The organism is Pseudomonas sp. M30-35 (genome assembly GCF_002163625.1).
Taxonomy (GTDB): Bacteria; Pseudomonadota; Gammaproteobacteria; order Pseudomonadales; family Pseudomonadaceae; genus Aquipseudomonas.
Map to the genome: position 1 here is coordinate 3,669,116 of NZ_CP020892.1, position 24,786 is coordinate 3,693,901.

General features: G+C 54.8%; 28 protein-coding genes. 9 read left to right on the top strand and 19 right to left on the bottom strand.

Annotated elements, in window-relative coordinates:
* Positions 1-238 precede the first annotated feature (238 nt).
* Complete coding sequence (gene upp / locus B9K09_RS16915; protein WP_087517918.1) at positions 239-877, top strand: uracil phosphoribosyltransferase; 639 nt, start codon at positions 239-241, stop codon at positions 875-877.
* 2 nt (positions 878-879) lie between these two features.
* Entirely contained in the window at positions 880-2,145 is a 1,266-nt protein-coding gene (locus tag B9K09_RS16920) for a uracil-xanthine permease family protein (RefSeq protein ID WP_087517919.1), read from the top strand.
* A gap of 58 nt (positions 2,146-2,203) precedes the next feature.
* On the opposite strand, the gene B9K09_RS16925 is transcribed toward B9K09_RS16920, so the two are convergent.
* The 4 genes from B9K09_RS16925 to B9K09_RS16940 all read right to left on the bottom strand — a co-directional run bounded on the left by B9K09_RS16925 (position 2,204) and on the right by B9K09_RS16940 (position 5,506).
* Entirely contained in the window at positions 2,204-2,449 is a 246-nt protein-coding gene (locus B9K09_RS16925; RefSeq protein WP_087517920.1) for a hypothetical protein, read from the bottom strand.
* 103 nt (positions 2,450-2,552) lie between these two features.
* On the bottom strand, positions 2,553-3,788 hold the full coding sequence (locus B9K09_RS16930; RefSeq protein ID WP_256574074.1) for an RNA polymerase sigma factor: 1,236 nt from the start codon (positions 3,786-3,788) through the stop codon (positions 2,553-2,555).
* A gap of 33 nt (positions 3,789-3,821) precedes the next feature.
* On the bottom strand, positions 3,822-4,583 hold the full coding sequence (locus B9K09_RS16935; protein WP_087517921.1) for an ABC transporter permease: 762 nt from the start codon (positions 4,581-4,583) through the stop codon (positions 3,822-3,824).
* Positions 4,580-5,506 carry an ABC transporter ATP-binding protein gene (locus tag B9K09_RS16940; protein ID WP_087517922.1) on the bottom strand — a complete coding sequence of 309 codons (927 nt, stop codon included), beginning with the start codon at positions 5,504-5,506 and terminating at the stop codon, positions 4,580-4,582. Before B9K09_RS16940 ends, B9K09_RS16935 begins: the two co-directional genes overlap by 4 nt.
* Positions 5,507-5,910: 404 nt before the next feature.
* On the opposite strand from B9K09_RS16940, the gene B9K09_RS16945 reads away from it, so the two are divergent.
* Positions 5,911-6,228 (top strand): I78 family peptidase inhibitor, encoded by a 318-nt coding sequence (locus tag B9K09_RS16945; protein WP_087517923.1) that lies wholly within the window; start codon positions 5,911-5,913, stop codon positions 6,226-6,228.
* A 58-nt stretch (positions 6,229-6,286) separates the two neighbouring features.
* On the top strand, positions 6,287-7,204 hold the full coding sequence (locus B9K09_RS16950; RefSeq protein WP_087517924.1) for a LysR substrate-binding domain-containing protein: 918 nt from the start codon (positions 6,287-6,289) through the stop codon (positions 7,202-7,204).
* A gap of 217 nt (positions 7,205-7,421) precedes the next feature.
* Here the strand turns inward: B9K09_RS16950 and madM are convergent, their stop codons facing one another.
* The 9 genes from madM to mdcA all read right to left on the bottom strand — a co-directional run bounded on the left by madM (position 7,422) and on the right by mdcA (position 14,804).
* Positions 7,422-8,186 (bottom strand): malonate transporter subunit MadM, encoded by a 765-nt coding sequence (madM, locus tag B9K09_RS16955; protein ID WP_087517925.1) that lies wholly within the window; start codon positions 8,184-8,186, stop codon positions 7,422-7,424.
* A 5-nt stretch (positions 8,187-8,191) separates the two neighbouring features.
* On the bottom strand, positions 8,192-8,602 hold the full coding sequence (gene madL, locus B9K09_RS16960) for a malonate transporter subunit MadL (protein WP_087517926.1): 411 nt from the start codon (positions 8,600-8,602) through the stop codon (positions 8,192-8,194).
* Between the two features lie 73 nt (positions 8,603-8,675).
* A complete protein-coding gene (gene mdcH / locus B9K09_RS16965) occupies positions 8,676-9,611 on the bottom strand; it encodes a malonate decarboxylase subunit epsilon (RefSeq protein ID WP_087517927.1) in 936 nt (311 codons plus the stop codon).
* Positions 9,608-10,258, bottom strand: a complete 651-nt coding sequence (locus B9K09_RS16970; RefSeq protein WP_256574075.1) for a malonate decarboxylase holo-ACP synthase — start codon at positions 10,256-10,258, stop codon at positions 9,608-9,610. Before B9K09_RS16970 ends, mdcH begins: the two co-directional genes overlap by 4 nt.
* A 30-nt stretch (positions 10,259-10,288) precedes the next feature.
* Positions 10,289-11,095, bottom strand: a complete 807-nt coding sequence (gene mdcE, locus B9K09_RS16975) for a biotin-independent malonate decarboxylase subunit gamma (protein WP_087517928.1) — start codon at positions 11,093-11,095, stop codon at positions 10,289-10,291.
* Complete coding sequence (locus tag B9K09_RS16980; protein ID WP_087517929.1) at positions 11,092-11,958, bottom strand: biotin-independent malonate decarboxylase subunit beta; 867 nt, start codon at positions 11,956-11,958, stop codon at positions 11,092-11,094. Before B9K09_RS16980 ends, mdcE begins: the two co-directional genes overlap by 4 nt.
* Entirely contained in the window at positions 11,951-12,250 is a 300-nt protein-coding gene (locus tag B9K09_RS16985; protein WP_010486417.1) for a malonate decarboxylase subunit delta, read from the bottom strand. Before B9K09_RS16985 ends, B9K09_RS16980 begins: the two co-directional genes overlap by 8 nt.
* A 2-nt stretch (positions 12,251-12,252) precedes the next feature.
* Positions 12,253-13,131, bottom strand: coding sequence for a triphosphoribosyl-dephospho-CoA synthase (locus B9K09_RS16990; RefSeq protein WP_087517930.1), 879 nt, complete (start codon positions 13,129-13,131; stop codon positions 12,253-12,255).
* Positions 13,131-14,804 (bottom strand): malonate decarboxylase subunit alpha, encoded by a 1,674-nt coding sequence (gene mdcA, locus B9K09_RS16995; RefSeq protein WP_087517931.1) that lies wholly within the window; start codon positions 14,802-14,804, stop codon positions 13,131-13,133. The genes B9K09_RS16990 and mdcA overlap by 1 nt, the downstream gene beginning before the upstream one ends.
* Before the next feature lie 200 nt (positions 14,805-15,004).
* Here mdcA and B9K09_RS17000 point away from each other — a divergent pair, with 200 nt between their 5' ends.
* Positions 15,005-16,543: a sigma-54-dependent transcriptional regulator gene (locus tag B9K09_RS17000; RefSeq protein ID WP_087517932.1), complete on the top strand. Its 1,539-nt coding sequence runs from the start codon at positions 15,005-15,007 to the stop codon at positions 16,541-16,543.
* Here the strand turns inward: B9K09_RS17000 and B9K09_RS17005 are convergent.
* From B9K09_RS17005 to B9K09_RS17025, 5 genes are all read right to left on the bottom strand, one after another.
* Positions 16,540-17,295: a crotonase/enoyl-CoA hydratase family protein gene (locus B9K09_RS17005; RefSeq protein WP_087517933.1), complete on the bottom strand. Its 756-nt coding sequence runs from the start codon at positions 17,293-17,295 to the stop codon at positions 16,540-16,542. The genes B9K09_RS17000 and B9K09_RS17005 overlap by 4 nt on opposite strands.
* Before the next feature lie 277 nt (positions 17,296-17,572).
* Positions 17,573-18,484: an SDR family oxidoreductase gene (locus B9K09_RS17010; protein WP_087517934.1), complete on the bottom strand. Its 912-nt coding sequence runs from the start codon at positions 18,482-18,484 to the stop codon at positions 17,573-17,575.
* Between the two features lie 156 nt (positions 18,485-18,640).
* Positions 18,641-19,531, bottom strand: a complete 891-nt coding sequence (locus B9K09_RS17015) for an alpha/beta fold hydrolase (protein ID WP_087517935.1) — start codon at positions 19,529-19,531, stop codon at positions 18,641-18,643.
* Entirely contained in the window at positions 19,531-20,313 is a 783-nt protein-coding gene (locus B9K09_RS17020; RefSeq protein WP_087517936.1) for a class II aldolase/adducin family protein, read from the bottom strand. The genes B9K09_RS17015 and B9K09_RS17020 overlap by 1 nt, the downstream gene beginning before the upstream one ends.
* A gap of 317 nt (positions 20,314-20,630) precedes the next feature.
* Positions 20,631-21,083, bottom strand: coding sequence for a flavodoxin (locus B9K09_RS17025; RefSeq protein ID WP_087517937.1), 453 nt, complete (start codon positions 21,081-21,083; stop codon positions 20,631-20,633).
* 103 nt (positions 21,084-21,186) lie between these two features.
* Here B9K09_RS17025 and B9K09_RS17030 point away from each other — a divergent pair, with 103 nt between their 5' ends.
* The 3 genes from B9K09_RS17030 to B9K09_RS17040 all read left to right on the top strand — a co-directional run bounded on the left by B9K09_RS17030 (position 21,187) and on the right by B9K09_RS17040 (position 22,734).
* Positions 21,187-21,645, top strand: coding sequence for a PAS domain-containing protein (locus B9K09_RS17030; protein WP_087517938.1), 459 nt, complete (start codon positions 21,187-21,189; stop codon positions 21,643-21,645).
* 53 nt (positions 21,646-21,698) lie between these two features.
* Positions 21,699-22,055, top strand: coding sequence for a hypothetical protein (locus tag B9K09_RS17035; protein ID WP_087517939.1), 357 nt, complete (start codon positions 21,699-21,701; stop codon positions 22,053-22,055).
* A 70-nt stretch (positions 22,056-22,125) separates the two neighbouring features.
* On the top strand, positions 22,126-22,734 hold the full coding sequence (locus B9K09_RS17040; protein ID WP_087517940.1) for a PilZ domain-containing protein: 609 nt from the start codon (positions 22,126-22,128) through the stop codon (positions 22,732-22,734).
* 34 nt (positions 22,735-22,768) lie between these two features.
* On the opposite strand, the gene B9K09_RS17045 is transcribed toward B9K09_RS17040, so the two are convergent.
* A complete protein-coding gene (locus B9K09_RS17045) occupies positions 22,769-23,722 on the bottom strand; it encodes a MerR family transcriptional regulator (protein WP_087517941.1) in 954 nt (317 codons plus the stop codon).
* 407 nt (positions 23,723-24,129) lie between these two features.
* Here B9K09_RS17045 and B9K09_RS17050 point away from each other — a divergent pair, with 407 nt between their 5' ends.
* Positions 24,130-24,699 carry an antibiotic biosynthesis monooxygenase gene (locus tag B9K09_RS17050; protein ID WP_087517942.1) on the top strand — a complete coding sequence of 190 codons (570 nt, stop codon included), beginning with the start codon at positions 24,130-24,132 and terminating at the stop codon, positions 24,697-24,699.
* Positions 24,700-24,786 lie beyond the last annotated feature (87 nt).

Here is a 24,786-nt window from a genome sequence, read left to right on the forward strand (position 1 = left end):
GGTGCGTCAAAATAAAAGTCGGCAAAGGTACGCATGTGTCTGGCGGGGAGCAAGCCTTCACAGACGAACGAGCGCCATTTATGCGCGATATTCCGGCAATCCGGATAATAATTGGCATAAATCAACAAAACCAATCTTAACTTAGGCGACATCAGTGAGCACAGCGCCGCCCTTTATTGCGCACAATGCTTTAATCTAAGCCAGTTTTTTTGCCAGCTCAGTCGGAGAGCCCTAACACATGCCAATCCAAGAGATTCGCCACCCGCTGATTCGCCACAAAATCGGCTTGATGCGTCGCGCTGATATCAGCACCAAGAACTTCCGCGAATTGGCTCAAGAGGTCGGTGCCCTGCTGACTTACGAAGCAACCAAAGACCTGCCACTGGAAACTTACGAGATTGCCGGTTGGTGTGGCCCGGTGCAAGTAGAAAAGATCTCCGGCAAGAAGATCACCGTGGTGCCTATTTTGCGTGCAGGGATTGGCATGCTCGAAGGCGTACTCAGTTTGATTCCGGGCGCCAAGGTCAGCGCCGTCGGGGTTGCACGCAATGAAGAAACATTGCAAGCGCACACCTACCTGGAAAAGCTGGTCCCGGAAATTGATGAGCGCCTGGCGATGATTATCGACCCGATGCTGGCGACCGGCGGCTCGATGGTCGCGACCATCGACCTGTTGAAAAAAGCAGGCTGTAAGGAAATCCGCGCCATGGTGCTGGTTGCTGCGCCCGAAGGTATCAAAGTAGTTAACGATGCACACCCGGATGTAGAGATTTACACCGCATCGATTGATGAGCGCCTCAACGAGCATGGCTACATCATTCCTGGGCTGGGCGATGCAGGCGACAAAATTTTCGGCACCAAGCAAAAGGACGCCTAAGCATGCAACACCAAGTGCAAGACGCCACATGGCGTCAGGCGTTGGCCGGTTCTCAAATGTTATTCGTAGCATTCGGCGCATTGGTACTGATGCCGTTGATTACCGGAATGGACCCCAATGTCGCGCTGTTTACAGCGGGCCTTGGCACGCTGATTTTCCAGATTGTGACGAAAAACCAAGTCCCGGTGTTTCTCGCCTCATCGTTCGCCTTTATTGCCCCGATCCTTGCCGCTAAAGCTGACTTCGGCCTGCCTGCTACGCTCGGCGGCCTGGTTGCTGCTGGTGTGGTTTACATGCTGCTGGCTGGCGCCGTCCGGATTAAAGGCACTGGATTCATCGACCGCTTACTCCCGCCCGTGGTGATAGGCCCGGTAATCATGTCGATCGGCCTGGGCCTGGCGCCAGTTGCCGCCAACATGGCCATGGGTAAAGCAGGTGATGCCAGCGCACAATTAGTGCCTTACGACATTGCGCTGATGATCTCGCTACCGGCGTTGATCACCACGTTGATCGTGGCAGTCGTCGGTAAAGGCATATTCAAGCTGATCCCTATTTTGCTTGGCGTAGCCGTCGGTTACAGCTTGGCGTGGGCTTTTGGCGTGGTTGAGTTTGCGCCGATTGCAGCGGCCCCATGGCTGGCTATTCCCAACTTTGTAGCGCCTGAGCTGAACTGGAGCGCGGTACTGTTCATGCTACCGGTGGCCATTGCACCCGCAATCGAGCATATCGGCGATGTGCTGGCGATCGGCACTGTCACCGGCAAAAACTACCTGAAGAAACCCGGCTTACACCGCACGCTGCTCGGTGATGGCTTGGCAACCTCTGCCGCGGGCTTGCTCGGTGGCCCACCTAACACGACCTATTCGGAAGTGACGGGCGCGGTCATGTTGACCAAGAACTTCAACCCCAAAGTCATGCTCTGGGCGGCGGTAATTGCCATGACTTTAGCGTTCGTCGGCAAATTCGGCGCCGTACTGCAAAGTATTCCAGTGCCGGTGATGGGTGGGATTCTGTGCCTGTTGTTCGGCTCAATCGCAGTGGTCGGTTTAAATACCCTGATCCGTCATCAGGTTGACCTCTCCGAGGCGCGCAACCTGGTGATTGTCGCGATCACCTTGGTCTTCGGCATTGGCGGCATGGTCATTGGTGCTGGCGATGTCAGCCTCAAAGGCATTTCGCTCTGCGGGATCATCGCGATTTTGCTCAACCTGGTACTGCCGGGCGGTGCAGGCTGGCGCAACAAGACCCTGACAGAAGAGGCGAAATAGCCCGCGCAGCAAAAGCCCCGCACTTGGCGGGGCTTTTTTATACCTGAGTGTTTAGCGCTTATTTAGCTAAACGGCGCACTTCACGCATAACCATGCTCGCATATTCCGGCGGTGTAAGCTGGGCAACTTGCTCACGCAGCCATTCTTCCCACTTGCCCTTACGCTTGCTCTTTTCGGCGAACAGTCGCGCGGCATCGACTTTGGAACGCTGCAGGTTTTGTTGCCACAACTCGAACAAACGCGCCTTTTCAGCCTCTCCAGCATTACGCTCTTCAGCGGATTTGTTCGCTAGATTAAAACTCATTGAGCACTCCTGTTGCGGAAAAAGGGGCGGATTCTACGCACTTTTCACATCGCAGACAGAGGTTTTGTTCAGCCAATTGACCAAGGGTTACTGGCAGCTCGGCTTAATCTTCCAGCTCACTTAAACGCCGCTCAATCATCAAGCGGTCAGGACTTTGCCCGGCCAGCCTTAGCGCTTCGAGGTAAGCTGCCCGCGCCGCAGCTCGCTGATCCAGACGCCGCAAGCAATCGGCTTTGGCCATCTGCGCAAGGTGATAGCGCGCAAGCTCACCGCGCTCTAGCAAGGCATCGATAATGTTAAGTCCTGCAGCTGGGCCATCGCACATTGATACCGCGACCGCCCGATTTAGCTCAATCACCGGCGAAGGTTGTAAGCGCAGCAACACATCATAAAGTCCGACAATCTGCGACCAGTCAGTCTCTGCCGCAGTCGCAGCCTCGGCATGCACGGCGGCAATCGCAGCCTGTACGTTGTAGCTATCGTAACCGCCCTGCTGCAGCGCTTGCAGAAGCAGCGTCCGGCCTTCTTCAATATGTGCAGACGACCACAGGCTGCGGTCCTGCTCCTCAAGTAACACCGCCAATCCGTCGACAGAGACCCGCGCGGGGCGGCGCGACTCATGCAGCAGCATTAACGCCAGCAAGCCTTTTACTGATGGATCTGGCAGAAGCTCCAGCAGCAATCGCCCCAGCCGAATAGCCTCCGTCGAAAGCTGGCTGCGAATGACTGACTCGCCTGAGCTGGCAAAGTAGCCTTCGTTAAACACCAAGTAGATAACCCGCAACACCACCGCCAACCGCTGTGGAAGTTCACCTCGGGTAGGCACTTCGTAAGGGATTGCGGCATCACGAATCTTGGCTTTGGCGCGCACGATACGTTGCGCGATTGTACTGGGAGTAGTGAGAAAGGCTTTGGCGATGTCCTCGCTGCCAAGGTCGCATATTTCACGCAAGGTCAAAGCAACCTGGGCATCTTCCGCTAGCGCCGGGTGGCAGCAGGTGAAGATCAAACGCAGGCGGTCATCCTCGACGCTTTCAAAGTCATCCAGAGCAGGCGCATCGGCGGCAGCCTCATCGCGCTCGCCAAGCGCTTCAAAGCGGGCATTGCGGCGCAATCCATCAATGGCTTTAAAGCGTCCTGCGGATACCAGCCAGGCCCGCGGATTAGCCGGTACACCTTGAGTTTGCCACTGTTCAAGCGCAGCACGAAACGCCTCATGTAATGCTTCTTCGGCCAGATCGAAATCACCGAGCAGGCGAATCAAGGTCGCCAGGACGCGCCGCGACTCAGTGCGATAAAGCACTTCCAGTTGCTGGTTCAGCGCCTGAGGCGTATCCAATCGCAGCTCCTTCAGTAACCCACAGTGACTGTCTTAGCTTTTAAGTCGATAACCGCTTTTAAATATCCAGGCAACAGCGCCTATGCACAGCGCCAAGAAGCCCAGGATCATGCCCAGACTGACGCCGACGCTAACGTCGGAAACCCCGTAAAAGCTCCAGCGAAATGCGCTGATCAGATACACCACGGGGTTGAACAGTGTGACGGTCTGCCAAACCGGCGGCAGCATGCTGATCGAGTAAAAACTACCGCCAAGGAAAGTCAGCGGCGTGACGATCAGCGCGGGTACGATTTGCAATTTCTCCCAGCCATCCGCCCAGACCCCGATAATGAAACCGAACAAGCTGAAGGTCACGGCAGTGAGGATTAAGAAGGCCACCATCCAGAATGGATGAAGAATTTCAAAGTCGACGAACAGCCGCGCCGTCAGCAAGATAATCAAACCCAGAATGATGGATTTGGTCGCCGCAGCGCCAACATAGCCAATAAGGATTTCAAGGTAGGAAACCGGTGCAGAAAGGATCTCGTAAATCGTCCCTGAATACTTCGGCATATAAATACCAAACGAGGCGTTGGAGATGCTCTCGGTGAGCAGCGCCAGCATGATCAAGCCAGGGATGATAAACGCCCCATAGCTGACACCATGCACCTGAGTCATGCTTGAGCCGATCGCCGAGCCAAACACCACAAAATACAGCGAAGTCGTGATGACTGGTGTGGCAATGCTTTGCAGCAACGTGCGCCAGGTGCGCGCGAGTTCAAACAGGTAAATGGCGCGAATCGCGTAGAAATTCATGCGCGGTTCCTCACCAGGTTTACGAAAATTTCTTCAAGCGAACTCTGGCTCGACTGCAGGTCTTTGAAGTCGATGCCTTGTTGCGCCAAGTCTTTGAGCAACTCGGCAATACCGGTGTGCTCACGTTGGGCATCAAAGGTAAACACCAGCGCATGGCCAGAGTCTGCCAATTCCAGCGGGTAACTGGCGAGCGCATCGGGAATGCTGGTCAACGGCTGCTGCAAGTGCAAGGTCAGCTGTTTCTTGCCGAGCTTGTGCATCAGCGCAGCTTTATCTTCGACCAGAATGATTTCACCCTTGCTGATAACCCCAATGCGATCAGCCATTTCCTCGGCTTCTTCGATGTAGTGAGTGGTCAAAATGATCGTCACGCCGCGCTCGCGCAGGCCACGCACCATATTCCACATATCACGACGCAGTTCGACATCGACACCGGCAGTTGGCTCATCGAGAAACAGAATCTGCGGCTCATGGGACAAGGCTTTGGCGATCATCACACGGCGCTTCATACCGCCAGACAACTCAAAGATGCGCGCATCCTTTTTGTCCCACAGCGACAAATCACGCAGCAGTTGTTCGAGATAAGCAGGATTGGCCGGTTTACCAAATAAACCCCGGGTGAACTTAACCGTGGCCAAAACACTTTCAAAGCCTTCGTTGAACAACTCCTGTGGCACCAAGCCAATCTTGGCCCGCGCTGCACGGTAGTCGGAAATAATGTCGTGGCCATCGACCAGCACCTTGCCTGAGCCAGGATTTACGATGCCGCAGATGATGCTGATCAAGGTGGTTTTGCCTGCACCGTTGGGGCCGAGCAAAGCGAAAATCTCACCTTTTTTGATATCAAGATTGATGGAGGTCAACGCTGGGTGGCCCGAAGCATAAACCTTGCTCAACTGCTGTATCGAGATAACTGGTTGCACACAACCACCTTGGTTTTGGGAGCGTCAGAAGGCATCGCTATATGAGCCTGCCTGAACAATAAAAACGCTACTCTAGCCCATCCTTATGCCATGTTGCATCTGGCTAATTAAGTGTTGGGCTGGGGAACGGCTCTGGTATGGTCACGCTTGTGCAGCACCGTTTATCAGCATGCTGCTCCTCGATCCAGCCGCAACGAATACCAACCCGGTATCAGCGCTGACCCTCGGAGGCTCTGGCCAAGGACAAGTGTTGAGCTCAATTCGCAAGCTTGCAGGCTTGGTCATAGTCGCCGGTATCGTTATGCTGGCACACCGCCAACAGCCTTGAATCGTCGCTTTGCGCTTGCCAAGCGCGTTAATTTTGCACAGGCTGTGCCGTTATCACCCGTTCAGAGGACACCTACATGCAACTAAAACATCTCGCTGGCCTGGCTCTAATTGCATCACTAAGCGCCTGTAGCTCAATGGACAGTGGCAGTTCAGACACCGCTTCGGCAGTTGCGTCTGATCGCTTCAAGGACAAGTGCAACGCCGAAGCCGTCCAGGATATGTTGGGGCAGCGAGTCACCCCGGCGCTAAGCAAACAAATCAAAGAAAAAGCCGGTGCTAAAAGCGTTCGAGTCCTGGGCCCAGCCGACCCAATGACCATGGATTACAAGTCATCTCGTTTGAACATCGATACCGACGAAGCTGAAGTGATCGACCGCATCACCTGCGGTTAATCTCAGGTACACGCTCGCCAGCGCAGCGCTGGCCTCTTAACCTTCCAGGCACTGACGCATGCAGATTGATGAAGACTTCACGCTGAAGAAGCTTGAAACGTTTCTCGCGTTCATGCGCAGTGGCAACCTCAGTCGCGCAGCGGCAGAACTGCAGACCAGCAATGTGAGTGTACATCGGGCGATTCATTCGCTTGAGAGTGCGCTGCGCTGTCCATTGTTCAAGCACGAAGGACGCAACCTGATCCCGCTGGAAAGTGCTTACCTGCTAGAGGACCGTGCCCAAAAGCTGATTCAAGATGTACTCGATACGGTTCGCTTAACCCGTGAAGCAGCGGGCTTTTCTGCAGAGCGATTCAAGCTCGGCTCGCTGTATTCACTCACGGTAAAAATCGTTCCTCAGTTGATCATGGGTCTTAAGCTGCGGCGCAGCGAATTGAATATCGACCTTATCCTTGGTTCAAATGTCGACCTGATGTTTAAACTGAAGAGTCTCGAAGTGGACGCGATTTTGGTGGCCTTGAACGAGCACATCAATGATCACGATTGCGAGCAACTTCCGTTGTTTTCGGATGATATTTTTCTCGCAGTACCAACCGATTCGCCCTTTGCGCAGCAAACTGAAGTTGATCTGGCAGCTCTCAAAGAGTCGACTTTTATTACCCTGACCCACGGCTTTGCCACACACCAAGATGGCGTGCAGGTGTTTCGTCAAGCGGGGTTTGAACCGAAAATTGCGATGCAGGTGAATGATATTTTCACCCTGTTAAGCATGGTCAGTTCCGGGGTGGGTTATGCCCTGCTCCCCGGTCGAATTGCGGCGGTTTATGAAAACCGGGTCAAACTCATCCCCTTGCAGGCCAAATACCATATGCAGCAGCACATTGGCGTGGTCTTTCTCAAAGCCAAAGAGCGTGATCCTAATCTGTTGGCCTTACTGGCGGAGTGTCGGATGTATAGCATCAACAACCCCGCCTAAAGGAACCCCTGAAAAACTACTGCGCTAGATATTACTGCGGCAGCCGATGCTGGGGCAGCCCTTGCTGGGTTAAAAAACTGCTCAAAATGCTCATTTACAACACGTAAAGTCGAGCGCGACCCCGGTCGCTTTTTCTCAGTTTTTTGCCTTGTACTATCTTCGCTCGCTACCTTTTTCAGAGGTTCCTCATGCATAGACGGGGTAAGAGCAATCAGTTTCAGCCCATCAGGCCACGCATAATCAGAAACAACAGCGACGGACCGAGCAAACAGCCTAGCGCCGTGTAGAAGGCTGCAGTCAGACAACCGTAAGGCACCAGTTTCGGATCTGTCGCGGCCAATCCGCCAGCCACTCCGCTCGATGTACCGATCAGGCCACCAAAGATCACTGCGCTGCGTGGATTGTTCAGGCCGATGTAAGGCGCAACAAACGGCGTTGCGATCATCACCAGAATGGCTTTGACCAGACCCGCACCAATCGACAGGGCCATGACCTCTGAGCTTGCACCAATCGCGGCACCCGTCACTGGGCCAACGATATAGGTCACGGCACCCGTGCCAATAGTGGTCAGACTTACCGCATCGGTATAACCGAACGCCATCGCGACACCGACACCGGCGACAAACGACGAGCCGATACCCACAAACAACGCCAGTACGCCTACCAGCCCCGCACGCTTTAACTCTTCAACATTAACCCCATAACCGGTGGCGACAATGGCAAAGTCACGCAGCATTGCGCCGCCCAAAATACCGATCCCGGATAACATAGGGATATCGACCAGGCCTTTACTGCCACCGGTCATCGCGCCACCGACATAGGCTAAAATCAGCCCCAGAAGAATAGCGATTGCAGAACCGTGCAAGCGGCCATTGGTCAGCTTGTCAGACAGCCAATACGACAACCACATGGTAATACCGATAACGGCAAAACCGGCGATCAAGCTGTAAGCGGTGAATACTTTCAGAATACTCTCGTACATAGCGATCACCGTGGCAGTTTAGGCAAAGGGTTTACGTCAGGCTCAGTTGGCGCATCAGGCTTTTTTTGGCCCATCCGGTCTAAAACCGGAACCAGAGCAAAAGCCACAACCACTGCCGCCACGCCAGCAAGAATCGCCATTGGCCCACCACTAAGCGCGCCATAGACATTTTGCTGAGCAGCCATTGCCACCACGATAGGGATATAGATTGCGCTCCAGAACTCGATGCCGTGTTCTGACTTGGGAATCAGATAGCCGCGCTTTTTTAGATAACCACCGAGAAAAATCAGCAACATCATGGCAATACCGACGCCACCAACGTTGGCCGGCACACCAATCATCTTCCCCAGCAGCTCACCGATAGTGATGCCGACCAGGGTGCAGAACGCAAGAAACGCCACACCATAAATAATCATTATTTTTATCCTCAGGGAGCAGTTCGAAGTTGTTGTTTTTGTCCTTCGTAACGATCAAGCGGTACAGCTCAGTTCAAGAGTCGCGGCTCGCCTCCTGACGCAACATGGCGTCCAAGGTATCGAGCCGAGCGCCCTGAAAGGCGATGGCTTGTCCGGGTTCAAACACGCGCCGGGCCAAGCCCGTCAGCACCGCCCCAGGAGGCAATTCGAGGTGCAACCTAACACCGCGTTCATAGGCCGTGCGCAACGTGTTATGCCAATCGACGACGCGGCACATATTGTTCGCCAAGTCATCGCGTAGTTGTTCCGGTTTGTTGAGTAAACGTGCGCTACTGCTGCTTAAATATCGCACTTGCGCAGGCCTTACACTGACCTGAGCAAATGCCTCAGCGAGTGTCGCCGCGGGGCTCTCAAGCAGCGGGCAATGCGAAGGCACGCTCACCGCTAGACGTTTAGCACAAGCCGCTCCAGACTTTTTCGCCAACGCCGCCACTTGCAGCATGGCGCTATGGCTGCCTGCTATTACCTGTTGCGCCTCAGCATTTATATTGGCCAGATACACCGGCTGCTCAACACTGTTTACCTGCGCCAGCAAGTCTTCAACTGTGCCGAGGTCTAACCCCAGAATAGCGGTCATGCCGAAGCCATTCGGATACGCCTGTTGCATGAGTTCACCACGCAAACCGACCAAACGCAGCGCATCAGCAAAACTGATTGCGCCCGCAACAACGGCTGCTGCGTACGCGCCAATCGACAAACCCGAAACATAATCAGGGCGATGCCCACGCTGCAGTAGCATCCGCGCACAAGCCACCCCGGTAATCAGTAAACACAGCTGTACCGCGCGGGTTTCGGAGAGAGCACCCAGTGAGTCCAACGCCAAGGCATCTTGCTCAAGTACTGCGCTGGCTTCTGCCACGCACAGGCGTGTTTCGGCTGAATCTGGCAGCGCGTGCAACATGCCCGGTTGCTGCGCACCTTGGCCAGGAAAAACCCATAAGCTGCTCATGCGCCTGCCAACTCTGGCGCCCAAGGGTCATCAACCAACAAGGGTTGAGTCTGGGTTTTAAGCAGTACCTTCGAGGTGCTTATCGCCCACTCACGCAGGGCAACCGCGCCCGCTGGGCATTGCAGTTGCACATCGACTGCCACCGCAGCATTATCAAGCAACTCCAGTAAAACCTTTGCCTGTGAACGCGACATCGGCTGCGCTGTACGCACCAGCAAATCGAGATCGCTGGCAGGATGAATTGCTTCGATACCGCTGGCCAACTGAAATCCAAGGCTGCCGGTAATCCCCCAGCGCAAGCCACTCTGATTAAGTGGCCCAGCCAACTGCGCAAGCGCTTTAAACAGTGGCCAGTCTCGATAGTGTTGATCCTGCAACTCAATCAACTGTTCCGGCTGCACGCAGCGCTTAACCGCCGAGAGCGGCATCCAACACGCAAAGCGCTGATCACGTGTTTTACCGCGCACACCAACAGCAATCATCCCCGCTGAGGCCCGCGCACGTCTGACCACCACCGGTGGCTCGAAGCGCAACGCCTCGGCCGACCACGCAGGCGCATCTGCCGGCAGATGCTCTGGGGCAAAGCCCCAAAGCAAATCGTGCGGCAGATAGCGCTGTTGCGTTGGTAGATCGAGGCAATTGATCACGTGTTCAGCTCCAGGCGGTGACGCTTAAGTTCACCACTGCGCCCGCAATAACTCACGTACCCGTGATGAAGCTTCGCGGTTAGTCGCACCGAGCCTGCTGCGCAAGTCCAGCGGACTGCTGGCGATATCATCGAGCGCGCTGCTTAGGCAGCCCTGGACTCGCGCAACATCATCAGCCTGTGGCTTAACGGCGTTCTCAACACTCAAGGTTTCCCAAAGCAGGCCAAGTGAGTCATAGCTTTCAATGTCATAAGCCATTGGCGCAATGGTCGACGCCAGCGCTTCCAGTTCATCAACGCTGCGCAGGGTCACGCGCGCGGCGGACTCCTTACCCATTGCATGCACCATCACACTTGGGTCGCGCAGGGCAATCAAACGATTGGCTTGATAACCGTGAGCCAGAAACGCACCAGACATCGCCTTCCCCACCAACAACGCTATGACGGCATGACCCGCAAGCCGCGCACGGGCATAACTGTCGACCGCGCCAGCCAATGCCTGATGGATACCCAGAGCCTCTTCACGGCGGCCATATGCCTGACTCGGCACGTCGACGATGGCGATCAAGGCACGCTTGTCTTGATGCTCGCGGTCCTGCTCAATCACTTGATCAATCGCTTGGGCCAGGCCCCAGCCTTCAAGCAGGCCAACCTCGCCATTTCGTGCACGGGGAAAACGGTTATTTGAATCGGCAACCACCGCCAAATAGCGCACGGGTTGGCCATTCAAGACGCTGTCAGCAACGAGTAAAGAGTCCGGTAACCCGTTAACCAGCTGCGCATTTACCGCCAACGACTCGAACCAGTTACGGCCACGCGGTTCAGTGGTTGCACTCATGATTGCTCTCCTTGGTAGAGGCTGCGTACCGTTGCGGCATCGATTTGCTGTGCAGCATCAAACGCCTGCAATCGCTGAAGAAACCAAGCATGCTTGCGGCTGCGTTCAAGCGCTGGCCGACCTTGCTTGAACAACTTGCGGACCTGTTCGCGGATCACCTCAAGGTCATCCGCCACATAACCGTCAACCAAGCCGCTGGCGTTGCGTTGTTCACCGCCAGTCAGGCTCCAGATGAAAGGTCGGTCACGCGAGTCGTATTCATCAAGACCAGCCTCCTGCTCAATGACCTGCGGGCCATTGAGGCCGAGCCGGGCTTCCTGAGTCACCAGCAGATAACTGCAAAGACCCGCCGCAATCGACATACCGCCGAAGCAGCCGACCGGCCCAGCAACCAAGCCTATGACCGGCTGGTACTGGCGCAGGTCAACAATTGCAGACTGAATTTCAGCAATTGCCGCGAGTCCCAGATTGGCTTCCTGCAAGCGCACACCACCGGTCTCCAGCAAGAGCAAGGCGCGGGTAGCGATACCATTGCGATTATCTTCAGCGGCGAGTTCTAGCGCGCCGGCAATTTTTGCCCCGCCAACTTCACCGAGACTACCGCCCTGGAACGCCCCTTCGATTGCCGCGACAACAACAGGCTCACCGTCAATGGTGCCTTTAGCGATAATCACCCCATCATCGGCCTGAACCACGATGCCTTGCTTGGGCAACCAAGGTGAAGTCACTCGGGCAAATGGATCGAGTAACTCACGAAAGCTACCGGCGTCGAGCAATGCTCGCGCGCGCTGACGAGCACCGAGTTCGATAAAACTGCGCTGTTCAAGCAAGCGCGCGATCTTGTCTGCATTTGCATCAGTCATCAGCCAAGGCCTCCATTGCTTGTTCCAGACGCAGACGCACAACCCCTGGAGTCGCGCCAAAATCGTGGATCGAGATGTTCAACGCAGGCATCTGCTGTTCACTGAACATGCGCTGAAACAGCTGCTGCCAGCGGGCATCGCTGCCATTGACCGAGGTTACGACCTCAATTGCCAACGTGCCGCTGGTACCCGGTTCAAGCATCACTTCAAGATCACCCGAGCCGACACAGCCGACCAGGGCACGGCCTTGGGCGGGTTGCCCGGCACTGAATTGGAAAGACAGCGTTTGCATAGTCAGACACTCCCTATCGGCGCGTGCAAGGCAGGCGCAAGGCGGTCGAGGAATAAAGTCGCGGCGAGTAAATCAGCAGCCCCGCCGGGTGAGGCACGTAGCCTCAACATGTCGTTATCGAGATTACGTAGCAACCGGCGACCATCGAGACTGGCGCAACCGCCTGCCTCTAACACCGCCAGTGCTCCGTTCTGCATGCAATCGAGGCCGGTCAGACCAGCTCGGTAAAGCACACAGGTATCAGTTAGTTGACTCATGATCGCCAGCAACGCATCCAGCCGTGCGTTCTGCTCGCCCACCTGCGCTGAACGGCTGCGCTGCAGTTGTGGCAAGCCATTGTGGATGATTGCCGGAAAGCCCAATTGAGCTTGCTCACGAGCACCCGGCAGGCCATAGGTTCGGCCAACTTGTGCCCCGTGGCTTTCGGCCGTGACGGGCATTGCCCGGTCGTGCAGCTTGGCAATTCGCGCAGCGCGCAAGGTAACTTCGGCGGCGCTCAGCGCTTGATCATCCAGCGCTGCGGCGGCGCACAACAAGCCCAGCGCCCAGATTGCACCCCGGTGCGTATTGACGCCGCCAGTCACGCGCAGCATTTCGATCTCGCCTTCACGACCGATACGACCCAATGCCTCGCGCAACGACTGATTAATCTCATTGTGCTGGCTTGCTGCCTCAGCCATTTGCTTAAAGGTTGGCCACAGCGACAACGCTGAAGAATGCATCAGGCCCAAGTGCAGATCGTCATGTGCGCCATTGCCTCGACGATCAACCAGCCCCGGCTTGGGCGACAGATCCGCTTCATCGATCAACACGTCGACGGCGAGGTCAGCCAAGTATTCGGCAACACTCAGGTGCGGCTGTTTAACGTATAAGGCAGTCATCACCAGCTCCTGAATTTAGCGGGTGGGTTGTACAGACCGCCTGACCACTCAACCAACTCGGCGATGCTCTTGGCTGCGAGCAACTCACGACTGGCGTCTGCGCGGCGAATGCCCAAGTCTTCGGGCAGAGCAATCAAGCCCTCTTGGCGCATGCGCAAGGTATCTTTAGGGTCATGACGCAACCCAATGCTGGTGACCCCAGCCACTGCGGCGATCATCGCCTGGCGCTCTTCAAGTGAGCGGGCCTTGTATAAGTAGGCGATGCCTTCCTCGGTCAGCAGGTGCGTTACGTCATCGCCATAAATCATGATCGGCGCTAACGGCATGCCACTTTTACGCGCCACTTCAACCGCATCCAAGGTCTCGACAAAGGTCGGTTTACCACCTTCCTGGAAGGTTTCAACCATCTGCACCACCAGCTTTTTACCGCGCTCAAGCATGGTCACCGGGGCGCCGGTGTCGGAGCACATATCTAGCCACGCGGGGGTTGCATGGCGTCGCCCGCGTGGGTCGTGCCCCATATTTGGCGCACCACCAAAACCGGCAAGACGACCTCGGGTAACGGTTGATGAATGGCCGTCGCCATCGACTTGCAAGGTGGCGCCAATAAACAGGTCGACCGCGTACTGCCCGGCCAGCTGGCACATCATCCGGTTTGAACGCATCGAGCCGTCCCGCCCGGTGAAGAACACATCGGGGCGCATGGCGATGTAGTTTTCCATACCCAATTCGGTGCCAAAGCAATGCACGCTTTCGACCCAGCCGGTCTCGATCGCCGGGATTAACGTTGGGTGTGGGTTGAGCGTCCAATTGCGGCAAATCTTGCCTTTGAGGCCGAGCTTTTCACCGTAGGTTGGCAAAATGAGTTCAATGGCAGCGGTGTTAAAGCCAATACCGTGATTGAGCGACTGCACATTGTGTTTTTCGTAGATGCCGCGAATCGCCATCATCGCCATCAACACGTGCACCGGCTTGATGTGGCGTGGGTCACGGGTGAACAGCGGCTCGATATAGAACGGTTTGTCAGCCACCACCACAAAGTCGACCCACGACCCCGGAATATCAACACGCGGCAATTCGCTGACATCATCGACCAGTTCATTGACCTGCACGATAACGATGCCATCGCTGAAGGCAGTCGGTTCAACCAACGCTGGGGTGTCTTCAGTGCTCGGTCCGGTGTAGATGTTACCGGCACGATCTGCCTTGAAACCGGCCACCAAGGCAACGTTAGGAATCAGATCAACCAACAGTCGCGAATAGAGTTCGATATAAGTGTGGATTGCGCCAACTTCGAGCAAACCATCTTCGAGTAATTGACTGATACGCAGACTTTGCGGGCCCGCAAAGGAGAAATCCAGTTTGCGCGCAATACCGCGCTCGAATAGATCAAGGTGCTCCGCGCGGCTCACACTCGGCATGATCATGTGCAGGTCATGCAGGCGCTCAGGGCTGGCTTGGGCCAACGAGCGGGAGAGAAAATCCGCCTGCTTCTGGTTATTACCTTCAAGCACCACGCGATCACCCGGAGCAATCAAGGCTTCAAGCGCGGCAACGATTTTATCGCTGGGTAAAACCACACCGTCAGCCAAGGCACGAACCTGTTCGAGGCGACGTTGCTTCTCGGTACGGCGACGTGACCAATTCGGCGGCGGGGATATTATTGTTGTCATGCTGACTCCACGTAGTGCGCTGTCGTGGTGCCACATTAGGAGCGCAAGCCAACGGCTATCAATCAACTAGCCGACGTAATCATTACGATTAAAGTAATGATTGTTTTGCTCCACACCTGAACAACCAGATCACAGCAACAGTTAACGTCAGCGCGCAGACCGGGCATACTTAGCTATTGCCCCCAGTTTTAGTAGACCCCATGCGTATCCATGTCACCTTCATCGACCGCGTAGGTATCACCCAGGAAGTGCTGGCACTGCTGGGTGGGCGCAATCTAAATCTGGATGCGGTCGAGATGGTGCCGCCCAACGTCTATATAGACGCGCCGACATTGAGCCCCGAAGTACTCGATGAACTGCGCGAGGCATTGTTCAAGGTGCACGGAGTACAGGCGGTTAACATCGTCGATATTCTCCCCGGCCAACGTCGACGCTTGCAGCTTGATGCCTTGCTTGCAGCAATGAGCGATCCGGTGCTGGCAGTCGACAGTCAAGGCCGCGTGCTGCTGGCCAACCCAGCCTTGATTGCCCTCTGTGAACAAGAGCCAGAAGGTTTGGCACTTGGCGATCTATTTGCCAACTCAACCCTGCAACATGAGTTGCTGGAACAGAACTTTCGACTGCCAATGCGCGAAGTCACCCTGAACGGTCAAGCCTTGCTGCTCGATGCCATGCCCATTAGTGGAACGGCTGGCGCAGGTCAGTTGCAACTCGCGGGCGCATTGCTCACGCTGTACGAGCCTAGCCGGATTGGCGCTCGTCTCTCGGCGCTGCACCATGACCACGCCGAAGGGTTTGACTCATTGCTGGGCGACTCAGTAGCGATCCGCACGCTCAAGGCCCGTGCGTTACGCGTTGCAACGCTTGATGCGCCCTTATTGATTCAGGGCGAAACCGGAACCGGTAAAGAACTGGTGGCCCGTGCTTGCCACACCAGCAGCGCGCGTTGCGATGCCCCTTTTCTAGCCCTGAACTGCGCGGCGTTACCGGAGAGCCTGGCCGAAAGCGAGCTGTTTGGTTACGCACCAGGCGCATTCACTGGCGCCCAGCGCGGCGGCAAGCCTGGGCTGTTAGAGCTGGCCAATCACGGCACGGTATTTCTTGATGAAATAGGTGAGATGTCACCTTATCTGCAAGCCAAACTATTGCGTTTTCTCAGCGACGGTACATTCCGGCGTGTCGGCGGCGAGCGGGAAGTCAAAGTTGATGTACGCATTCTCAGCGCCACCCACCGCGACCTTGAAAAAATGGTCCGCGAGGGAAGCTTTCGTGAAGACCTGTATTACCGCCTCAATGTGCTCAACCTCGAAGTGCCACCTTTACGCGCACGGGGCCAGGATATTTTGCTTTTAGCCCGGCATTTCATGCGTCAGGCCTGCGCGCAGATTCAGCGATCGCCGTGTCGTTTAGCGCCAGACACCTACCCGGCACTGCTGGGTAATCACTGGCCAGGCAACGTGCGCCAACTGCAAAACGTAATTTTCCGCGCTGCCGCCATTAGCGAAAACAATCTGGTACTGATTGACGATCTGGATATTGCTGGCACAGCAGTCGCGGCACAATCACCTGAAGATGCGGTTGAAAGCCTGGAGGCAGCAGTCGCAGGGTTTGAAAAAGCCTTGCTCGAAAGGTTCTATGGCAGTCACCCTTCCACCCGCCAGCTGGCTAACCGACTGCAAACTTCGCACAGTGCGATAGCGGTGCGCCTGCGCAAATACGGCATCCCTGGCAAGAACTAGGCGCTGCGGCCATGACGCCCATGGCCACTTTTGAAACGTTTGGCACCAGCTTGAGTTTCGCCGCTGTTAATGACACTCATGCCACGTTCAAACTCGTTTTCAAGCGCTTGAGTGAAGCTCAGATCCCATTGTTCATAACTACTTGCTCGATCACTGAGCATGCACCTCTGCGGTAAACCAGCAATTTCAAGCGCCAATTCTTGCGCCGCCGCCAAGGCAGTACCTGCTGGCACGACTCGATTGACCAAGCCAATTTGTAGCGCTTCATCTGCCAGTACCGGACGTCCCGTCAGGATTAAATCCAAGGCGCGCCCTTGGCCAATAACCCGCGGCAAACGCACAGTACCGCCATCAATCAAAGGAACGCCGAAGCGCCGGCAAAACACCCCAAGCACGGTGTTTTGAGCCACCACGCGTAGATCAGCCAACCCGCCTGCAACCGCATGCCCTTCAATTGCAGCAATCAAGGGTTTGTTCAGTTGCATACGGCTCGGCCCCATCGGCCCATCACCCTCGCGCTCAAGTCGGTTGGCCCGCAAAGCATCATCGGCAACCGCAGACAAATCTGCGCCAGCGCAAAAGCTATCACCGGCCCCCGTGAGCACTGCGACCCTGGCGCTGGCATCGGCTTCAAACTCACGCAAGGCATCCGCCAGCGCTTGTGCGGTAGGTCGATCAATCGCGTTACATACCCGCGCCCGATTGATGGTCAACGTTGTAACAGGCCCAACCTTATCGATGAGAATATTCATGGCGGCGTCATTTCCAGAAATGTGTCCGAAGCAGTGCGGGCACAGAAAGGCCAGCACATCGCTGGCCTTCACTCTAAAACGCTGGGGAACCTCTGAAAAACTACTGCGCTAGATATTACAGCGTTAAAAAACTGCTCAAAATGCTCATTTAGGCCAACTAAAGTCGAGCGCGACCCCGGTCGCTTTTTCACACTTTTTTGCCTTGTCCTATCGTCGCTCGCTACCTTTTTCAGAAGCTCCCTAGCGGCAGCGAGCAACAGATCGCATACCGGCCGAATCAGATGGCATATTTTTGCAGGTTAGCCATCATCTCTTTCAACGCCTCAACGTTATCGGCTGGATGCGCCGCGTTTTCAAAATCGCAGATCTGCGCCCAATGCGCAGCAACATCTTCAGGGCTAAAGCCTTCGCGCGGATCGAAGCCTGCACCGAGGCTACGCTCCCAACGCACTTTACCTATCCAGCCGCCGCCTACTTCAAACAGTCCCGAAGTTTCTTCACAGCTATTGCTGGCCAGGTAAACCACCAACGGGCTAACCAATTCGGGTTTAAGTTGTTCAAACACTTGCGGCGGGATCAAACCTTCAGTCATGCGCGTGCCGCCAGTCGGCGCAATGGCGTTAACCAGAATATTATTTTTACGGCCCTCAATCGCCAAGGTACGCGTCAGGCCATACAAACCCAACTTGGCCATGCCGTAATTTGATTGACCAAAATTACCGTAAATGCCGGAAGTCGATGATGTGAAAATCACTCGCCCATAACCTTGCTCACGCATATGTGGCCAAGCCGCACGGGTAATCTTGTAGGCGCCTTCAACATGCACCTGATACACCTGGTCCCAGTCAACCTGTTCCATCTTATGGAAGGTCTTGTCGCGCAGGATTCCGGCATTGTTGACGACCACATCAATACGCCCGAATGCCTCCAAGGCATGCGCAACGATTTTGTCGCCGTCAGTCACCGAGTCATGGTTGGCCACGGCCACGCCACCCGCGGCACGAATTTCTTCGACCACTTTGTCTGCCGCAGAGGCATTAGCACCTTCGCCGTGGGTGCTGCCGCCTAAATCATTGACTACAACTTTGGCGCCATGCTTGGCGAACAGCAAAGCATGCGCACGACCCAAACCGCCTCCGGCACCGGTGACAATTACGACTTGGTCTTGGAAACGAATGGCTTCACTCATCAGAAGGCTCCTGGCAGTGTTAATAATTGAGCCGAGTGTCGGACAGGGTCACGATTGCCACAACTATGACAACCGGGCCTGAATAGTGCCCGATAAGGCAAAGAGATAAGCTGATGCAACCTTGATCATGTAAATCAATTAGGCATCCACTGAAAACTACTGGGCTTGATCCAACTGCTGGCGAAACGCTAGATAATGCTCAAGCACGGCTTCTGGCGCTTCGGTTTGCGGGTAATGGCCAATCCCCTCCAACAGCACAGTGTCGGCATGAGGAATCAGTGCCCGGTAGCGCTCGACCATATGTACACCGGAAATCGGATCGACAGCACCATCAATAACCCGCATCGGCACCCGAGTGGTCTGCATCGCCGCCACCCAGCGCTCGCGTTGCTGGCGCCGCTCAGGCATATAACGAATCAGCCTGTGCATAATCGCGGGCCCATTGTTTTGGCTAATCAACGCCCAGAAGTCATCAAGCTCTGCCGCGTCTGGCAAGGTGTTTGGACCGAACACTTTAGCGAAGTTAGCTTCAAGCTTCTTACGACCGAATAAGCGACCAATGAAGGGGCCCAGCGGACTTAGCAGGAGCTTTTGCAACAACACCGGACGATGGGTCTCCGGGAATAATCCGCCATTGAGGAACACGCAACTCGCCAACTTGAATTGCCCTGCTTGATGGCGTGCCAGCAGCTCCTGAGCGACGCTGTCACCATAATCATGCGCCAGCACATGCACAGCGCCAGAAACATTGAGCTGCGCCAGTAGCGCTTGATGCAGATCCGCCTGCTCAAGCAAGCTGTAATCGTGCCCAGTCGGTTTCGCCGAGTAGCCAAATCCGAGCATGTCACAGGCAATCAGCCGGTAATGCTGCGCCAACGGCCGCCACAGGTAATGCCAATCCCAGCTAGCCGTCGGAAAGCCATGAATCAGCAACAGCGGCGGCGAATCAGCGGCACCAGCGGTCCAATAATGAATCTTGTGGCCATTGAAGTCGAAACGCTGACTTTCTGCGCGCCACTGCGTCAGCGGGATACCTGGCAATGCCATTAGCTGGCGTAGCCTGGCATTTGCTGGTCGAGCTTACGTAGCAAAGCCGGCCAAGCCAAAGATCCGCCCATGCCCTGCGGGCTTTTCATCACCCCGGCGACCATGGCTTTGGCGCCATCGAGAATTTGCTGAGGGATGTGAATCAGCTCGGCACCGCCGCTTTGCGCCATGACTTGAACCTCGCATGCACGCTGCAAAGTGAACATCATCAGAAAGGTGTCGGCGATACTTGAAGAGGCAGTCAATAACCCGTGGTTGGGCAGGATCATGAAGTTTTTGTCGCCCAAGTCCGCCTGCAAACGCGCCTTCTCATCATGGTTCAGCGCCACGCCTTCGTAACCGTGATAGGCCAAGCTGGAAAGTACAAACAATGACTGTTGCGATAGCGGTAACAGCCCCTGCTTCTGCGCCGAAACGGCAATACCCGCCGCCGTATGGATATGGACGACACAAGCAACGTCGTGGCGAACCTCATGTACCGCGCTGTGGATGGTGTAGCCCGCCGGGTTGATCTCATACGGACTGTCCATCAGCTTGTTACCCGCGAGGTCGATCTTGACCAGGCTGGAGGCAGTAATTTCGTGGAACATTAAACCGAATGGGTTGATCAGGAACTCATCAACGCCGGGGACTTTCGCAGAGATATGGGTGAAGATCAGGTCGTCCCAACCGTGCATCGCAATCAATCGATAGCATGCGGCCAGATCCACACGGGTCTGCCACTCAGCGGCGGATACCTGATCCTTGAGACTTACACAGCTCAGTTCTTGGGCAGCACTCATCCTCGACACCTCTACAGTTATTGTTATGACGTGTATTAAGTCTAGCGAGTGCTGTGTCCTTGCCTAGTCGCTCTGGCAGCCAGCTTAGTGACCCAGCGAGACACCACGGCGTATTAACAGCTGACATTCAGGCGCTGAATACCAGCCTGCCTATGCGGCTAGGGAACCTCTGAAAAAGGTAGCGAGCGACGGGAGTACAAGACGAAAAAATGCGAAAAAGCACAGTTTAGTTGTCCTAAATGAGCATTTTGAGCAGCTTTTCAACGCAGCACGGGCTGCCCCAGTAATACCTAGCGCAGTAGTTTTTCAGAGGTTCCTTAGGCTTTGAGCGCCGCAATAAAGTCGGCAAGCCAAGGCTCGGCGTCAGTTTCTGGAGTCACGCTTTCACTGGAATCGAGACGCAGCATGTCCTGAACCTCACGAATCCCTAGCTCAGCGTATAACTCGCGTACCAGTTCTCCACCACCGCAGAAGGTATCGCCATAACTAGAATCACCCAGCGCGATAACACCGCCAGGCAGTCCGCTCCAAGCAGGTAGATGATCACGAATAGCGTAATACAGGGGCTGGAGGTTATCCGGCAGTTCGCCCATGCCGGTGGTTGATGTCACGGCTAAAAAGGCCTCTGGAGCAAACGCCTGCACATCAGACAAACTAGCCCGCGGGTTATAGAACGTCTCTAGACCAGCGGCCTTTAATAGCCCCTGAACATGACGAGCGACTTCTTCAGCGGTGCCATAGACCGAACCAGAAAAGATCGCGACTTTCATAAAACTGCTCCAAAAACTGCCCAATTCAAGGGTTATTATGCCGCAACTGGACAGCCTCATTGGATGTTTTAGAATCCACTAACCTAGACTTGGAATTCAATGCATGATCAGTGCAAAACTGCTACAGCTGGTGGTCGACGCATCGAACGATGGCATCGTAGTCGCCGAGCAAGAAGGTGATGACAACATCCTGATCTACGCCAACCCCGCTTTTGAAGCGCTGACGGGTTATTCCAGTGACGACATTCTGTACCAAGACTGTCGATTCCTGCAGGCTGACAATCGTGATCAAGAAGGGCTTCAAGCAATCCGCGAAGCGCTTAAAAACGGTAAACCTTGCCGGCAAGTCCTAAGAAACTTCCGAAAAGATGGCTCTTTATTCTGGAATGAGCTATCCATTACGCCGATCTACAATGAAAGTGATAGCCTCACATACTTCATTGGAATTCAGAAAAACGTCACAGAGCAAGTGCAAGCACAAGAGCGTATCAAACAGTTGGAAACTGAGGTTGCACATCTCAAAGCCCAGCTTGCGGATACACCCTTTCCACCTAAACGCTAGGCTTATTTTTTTCTATAAAGGCTGAACTATCAAAGTTTCGCGTAGAGTTCATCATGGAAGAACCAGAACTACTCACGGAAGAAGAGCGAGCTTTTATACAGCAGCTCTATACCCGACCAGAAAGTAAGCCGCCCGAACCTCTGGCTACTCAAATAAGCCTCGAAGTATCACTGAAAGATTTACTCACCAGCTACGCCACCCTCAAAAATCTAAACATTGATGTGCGTGCCGTGAATTCATGCGGGAATGTGCAATCAATTTTTCCTGTCTACACTGAAAGTGAGAATCTCTCTTACTGCATAGATACTCAGGAAAATATGACACCGCAGGCGCAAGAGCGGGAGCGGCTCAAACAGCTGGAGGCTGAGGTTGCACTGCTTAAAACCCGACTAACGGATACATTTTCTTAGTTCAGGGGTAAAACTAAACCTGCGCTCGGTTGTCGTATGTTGATCAGCAACGCTTTGCGTAGAGTTCGATATGCAAGAACCAGTACTGCTTACAGACGATGAGTTGGAGTTTATCCAACATCTGTATAACCGGCCTGCAAACAAGCAGCCTGGGGCTTTGTCTGTCCAGATTGACCTCGAAGAGTCGCTAAAAGACCTGCTCAGTAATTACGCGAACGTTGAAAAGCTGACCATTGACGCACGTTTTGCCAACCAACGAATGATCTTCACCCCGTTTGTCTCCGAGGATGCTCAGCACAATCAGCATCTTGAGCTAGGCATCCCGCAAATATTCGATGAGTCCGGCACTGACAGACGTGCTTGGCGGTTGCCTTTAACGACACCACTTGAGCTGCGCAATCTCAACGGCAGTAAAAGCGGCCTGATGGTGCATGAACTGTCGTTGAATGGCCTGCTGATTGAGCCACCACCAAACCGCAAAGCCCCCACCCAATTCAATTTGTTATTGCCGCTTGGTGGACAAAAACCGATTTCAATAAAGGGCCGGTTCGTGCGTAGAGCGAGCAAAGCCTTTGTTGCTTACCAGCTGGACCCGATGGATAACCTCAGTAGCGAACGCTTGCAGCAGTTTCTTTATCTGCAGCACCGCGCCCTGTATCCACAAGCGCATCCGGAATAAGCAGTCTGCTTGCCAGATCAAGTATCGAGCCTGGTTAAGTATCGAGATGCCCGGCCAGAAACTGCTGCAAACGACGCGACATCAAACGCCCCTCACTCCCCAGGCAGGCAATGGCTGTACCGCTCAGCACATCCTCAATCAGGTCTGCACAAGCACCTGTCAAACTAACCGGGCAATTAACTGCTAACGCTAGGCGCTTAAGTGTCTGGGGTAGTTGTTCATTGGGCGGCTGATTGGAAAACAACACCAGCCCCAAGGGTTTAATACGCTCACACAGATAAGCCAATTCACCAAGGGGCTGACCAACGCCCAAAACGGTGACTGCGGCACTGGAGTCACTGAGTAATAAGCCCGTCACCAGTAACTCGAGCTCACGACAGTGGCCAGGTAGCGCAGCTAATAGCACGCGCTCTTCAGTTTGACTGCGCATTGCATGCAAACGCTGCAGTGCGCGACCACGCAGGAAGGTGTCGTAGAACAGCCACTCACTGGCTTGGCTGACATCATCATGACGCATTAACAAGTCCTGCCACAGCGGCATCAGGATGTCCTGAAACACGACTGGCAGTGGATAACTGGAAAATATTTGGCCGTACAGGCGATCGAGTTGCAGGTCATCAAAGCAGCCAACAGCAATGCGAACCTGCGTTTGCCACTGCTGCCACTCTGACGCAGTGGCCACCTCGTACACCGGTGCGCTGGCAGCTTTGGCCGAGCTGCTCTTGGCGAGAATCTTGCCGACCTTGCTGACCGTTACGCCACGTTCAGTCCAGGCCAGAATACTGCGTACAGATTCAATATCAGCCTGCGAGTACAAACGGTGTCCACTTTCAGTACGCGTCGGCTGAAGAAGCCCGTAACGTCTTTCCCAAGCACGCAATGTGACTGAATTGACGCCGGTCAAACGCGAAACTTCACGAATAGGAAACAGTTCTTCCTGTTTTAGAGCACTGGAGTTTAAAGACAATGCACCAACGGGATCTGACATAGCAGCGGGTTCGGCAAAAGATAGTGCCGATAGTGTAACTCAGCTGTGTGGGTCGCACATTGTACGAAATCTGTACACGCAACTTTCTGTGCAAGCGGCTTGAAGTGAAGGGATCAATACAACAACCTGCATTGATCAACTGAAACATCACATGCCTACTCTTCATCTGAGTTATCAGACTTGCTGCCTGATACGCCCCACTTAGCCTGCCGACTGCACCTGGGCGGTGCAAGATGCTGCAAAACGCGGACTGGCAACTCCAACGATACTAACTGCTAAGCCCGCTCTGGCTAATTTCTTAAAAATCGGAATAATCCTTGCTTATATTTTGCGTTGCTCACTATCCCGAGCAACGTATTGCCTGCGCTCATACCCTGAATGCAGGCCCGGTTTAATGGAGATACACAATGTCTGCACAACCTGTCACCTTGATGGTGGCGCGCCGCGTTGCCAGCGGGCGTTATCACGACCTTATCGCCTGGCTACATGAGGGCGAACACCTGGCCACTGACTTCCCCGGCTACTTGGGCTCTGGCGTGTTGGCTCCGCCACCTACCGGCGATGAGTTCCAGATTATTTTCCGTTTCGCTGACGAACAAACCCTCGCGTCGTGGGAGCACTCCGCTTCGCGTACCGCTTGGCTTGCACGCGGCGCCGGTTTATTTGCCCAGCCACAGGAACAGCGCGCAGTCGGCATTGACTCCTGGTTTGGTTCGGCCCATCGCCAACCGCCCCGCTGGAAACAGAGCGTGGCAATTTGGCTGGCGTTCTTCCCGGTATCATTGTGTTTCAATCTTCTGCTCGGTGGCTGGCTCAGCGACTTTTCTTTGATTAACCGAGTACTGCTTTCGACCTTGGCGCTCACACCGCTGATGACGTATTGGTTTATCCCGCTATCAACCCGCCTACTCGCACCATGGCTGCATAGCCGTCGACGCCCCATGCTACGTACCGTTGAAGCGACAAGCACTCGATAACCCTTCGTAACAATACTGTCCATGACCGCTTCAAGCCGTTTAGCTCAATGGTTTTCGCCTTGAGCTAATACGTGAAAACGTCGTCAG

Bases quoted from the DNA above. Each gene is read 5' to 3' on its own strand.
- B9K09_RS16925 (WP_087517920.1), bottom strand. From the start codon at position 2,449: ATGAGTTTTAATCTAGCGAACAAATCCGCTGAAGAGCGTAATGCTGGA.
- B9K09_RS17035 (WP_087517939.1), top strand. From the start codon at position 21,699: ATGGAAGAACCAGAACTACTCACGGAAGAAGAGCGAGCTTTTATACAG.
- mdcE (WP_087517928.1), bottom strand. From the start codon at position 11,095: ATGAGTGCAACCACTGAACCGCGTGGCCGTAACTGGTTCGAGTCGTTG.
- B9K09_RS17030 (WP_087517938.1), top strand. From the start codon at position 21,187: ATGATCAGTGCAAAACTGCTACAGCTGGTGGTCGACGCATCGAACGAT.
- B9K09_RS17010 (WP_087517934.1), bottom strand. From the start codon at position 18,484: ATGAGTGAAGCCATTCGTTTCCAAGACCAAGTCGTAATTGTCACCGGT.
- B9K09_RS17020 (WP_087517936.1), bottom strand. From the start codon at position 20,313: ATGAGTGCTGCCCAAGAACTGAGCTGTGTAAGTCTCAAGGATCAGGTA.
- madL (WP_087517926.1), bottom strand. From the start codon at position 8,602: ATGATTATTTATGGTGTGGCGTTTCTTGCGTTCTGCACCCTGGTCGGC.
- B9K09_RS16950 (WP_087517924.1), top strand. From the start codon at position 6,287: ATGCAGATTGATGAAGACTTCACGCTGAAGAAGCTTGAAACGTTTCTC.
- B9K09_RS16990 (WP_087517930.1), bottom strand. From the start codon at position 13,131: ATGACTGCCTTATACGTTAAACAGCCGCACCTGAGTGTTGCCGAATAC.
- B9K09_RS17015 (WP_087517935.1), bottom strand. From the start codon at position 19,531: ATGGCATTGCCAGGTATCCCGCTGACGCAGTGGCGCGCAGAAAGTCAG.
- madM (WP_087517925.1), bottom strand. From the start codon at position 8,186: ATGTACGAGAGTATTCTGAAAGTATTCACCGCTTACAGCTTGATCGCC.
- B9K09_RS16980 (WP_087517929.1), bottom strand. From the start codon at position 11,958: ATGACTGATGCAAATGCAGACAAGATCGCGCGCTTGCTTGAACAGCGC.
- B9K09_RS17025 (WP_087517937.1), bottom strand. From the start codon at position 21,083: ATGAAAGTCGCGATCTTTTCTGGTTCGGTCTATGGCACCGCTGAAGAA.
- mdcA (WP_087517931.1), bottom strand. From the start codon at position 14,804: ATGACAACAATAATATCCCCGCCGCCGAATTGGTCACGTCGCCGTACC.
- upp (WP_087517918.1), top strand. From the start codon at position 239: ATGCCAATCCAAGAGATTCGCCACCCGCTGATTCGCCACAAAATCGGC.
- B9K09_RS17005 (WP_087517933.1), bottom strand. From the start codon at position 17,295: ATGAATATTCTCATCGATAAGGTTGGGCCTGTTACAACGTTGACCATC.
- B9K09_RS16935 (WP_087517921.1), bottom strand. From the start codon at position 4,583: ATGAATTTCTACGCGATTCGCGCCATTTACCTGTTTGAACTCGCGCGC.
- B9K09_RS17000 (WP_087517932.1), top strand. From the start codon at position 15,005: ATGCGTATCCATGTCACCTTCATCGACCGCGTAGGTATCACCCAGGAA.
- B9K09_RS17045 (WP_087517941.1), bottom strand. From the start codon at position 23,722: ATGTCAGATCCCGTTGGTGCATTGTCTTTAAACTCCAGTGCTCTAAAA.
- B9K09_RS16985 (WP_010486417.1), bottom strand. From the start codon at position 12,250: ATGCAAACGCTGTCTTTCCAATTCAGTGCCGGGCAACCCGCCCAAGGC.
- B9K09_RS17040 (WP_087517940.1), top strand. From the start codon at position 22,126: ATGCAAGAACCAGTACTGCTTACAGACGATGAGTTGGAGTTTATCCAA.
- B9K09_RS16945 (WP_087517923.1), top strand. From the start codon at position 5,911: ATGCAACTAAAACATCTCGCTGGCCTGGCTCTAATTGCATCACTAAGC.
- mdcH (WP_087517927.1), bottom strand. From the start codon at position 9,611: ATGAGCAGCTTATGGGTTTTTCCTGGCCAAGGTGCGCAGCAACCGGGC.
- B9K09_RS16920 (WP_087517919.1), top strand. From the start codon at position 880: ATGCAACACCAAGTGCAAGACGCCACATGGCGTCAGGCGTTGGCCGGT.
- B9K09_RS17050 (WP_087517942.1), top strand. From the start codon at position 24,130: ATGTCTGCACAACCTGTCACCTTGATGGTGGCGCGCCGCGTTGCCAGC.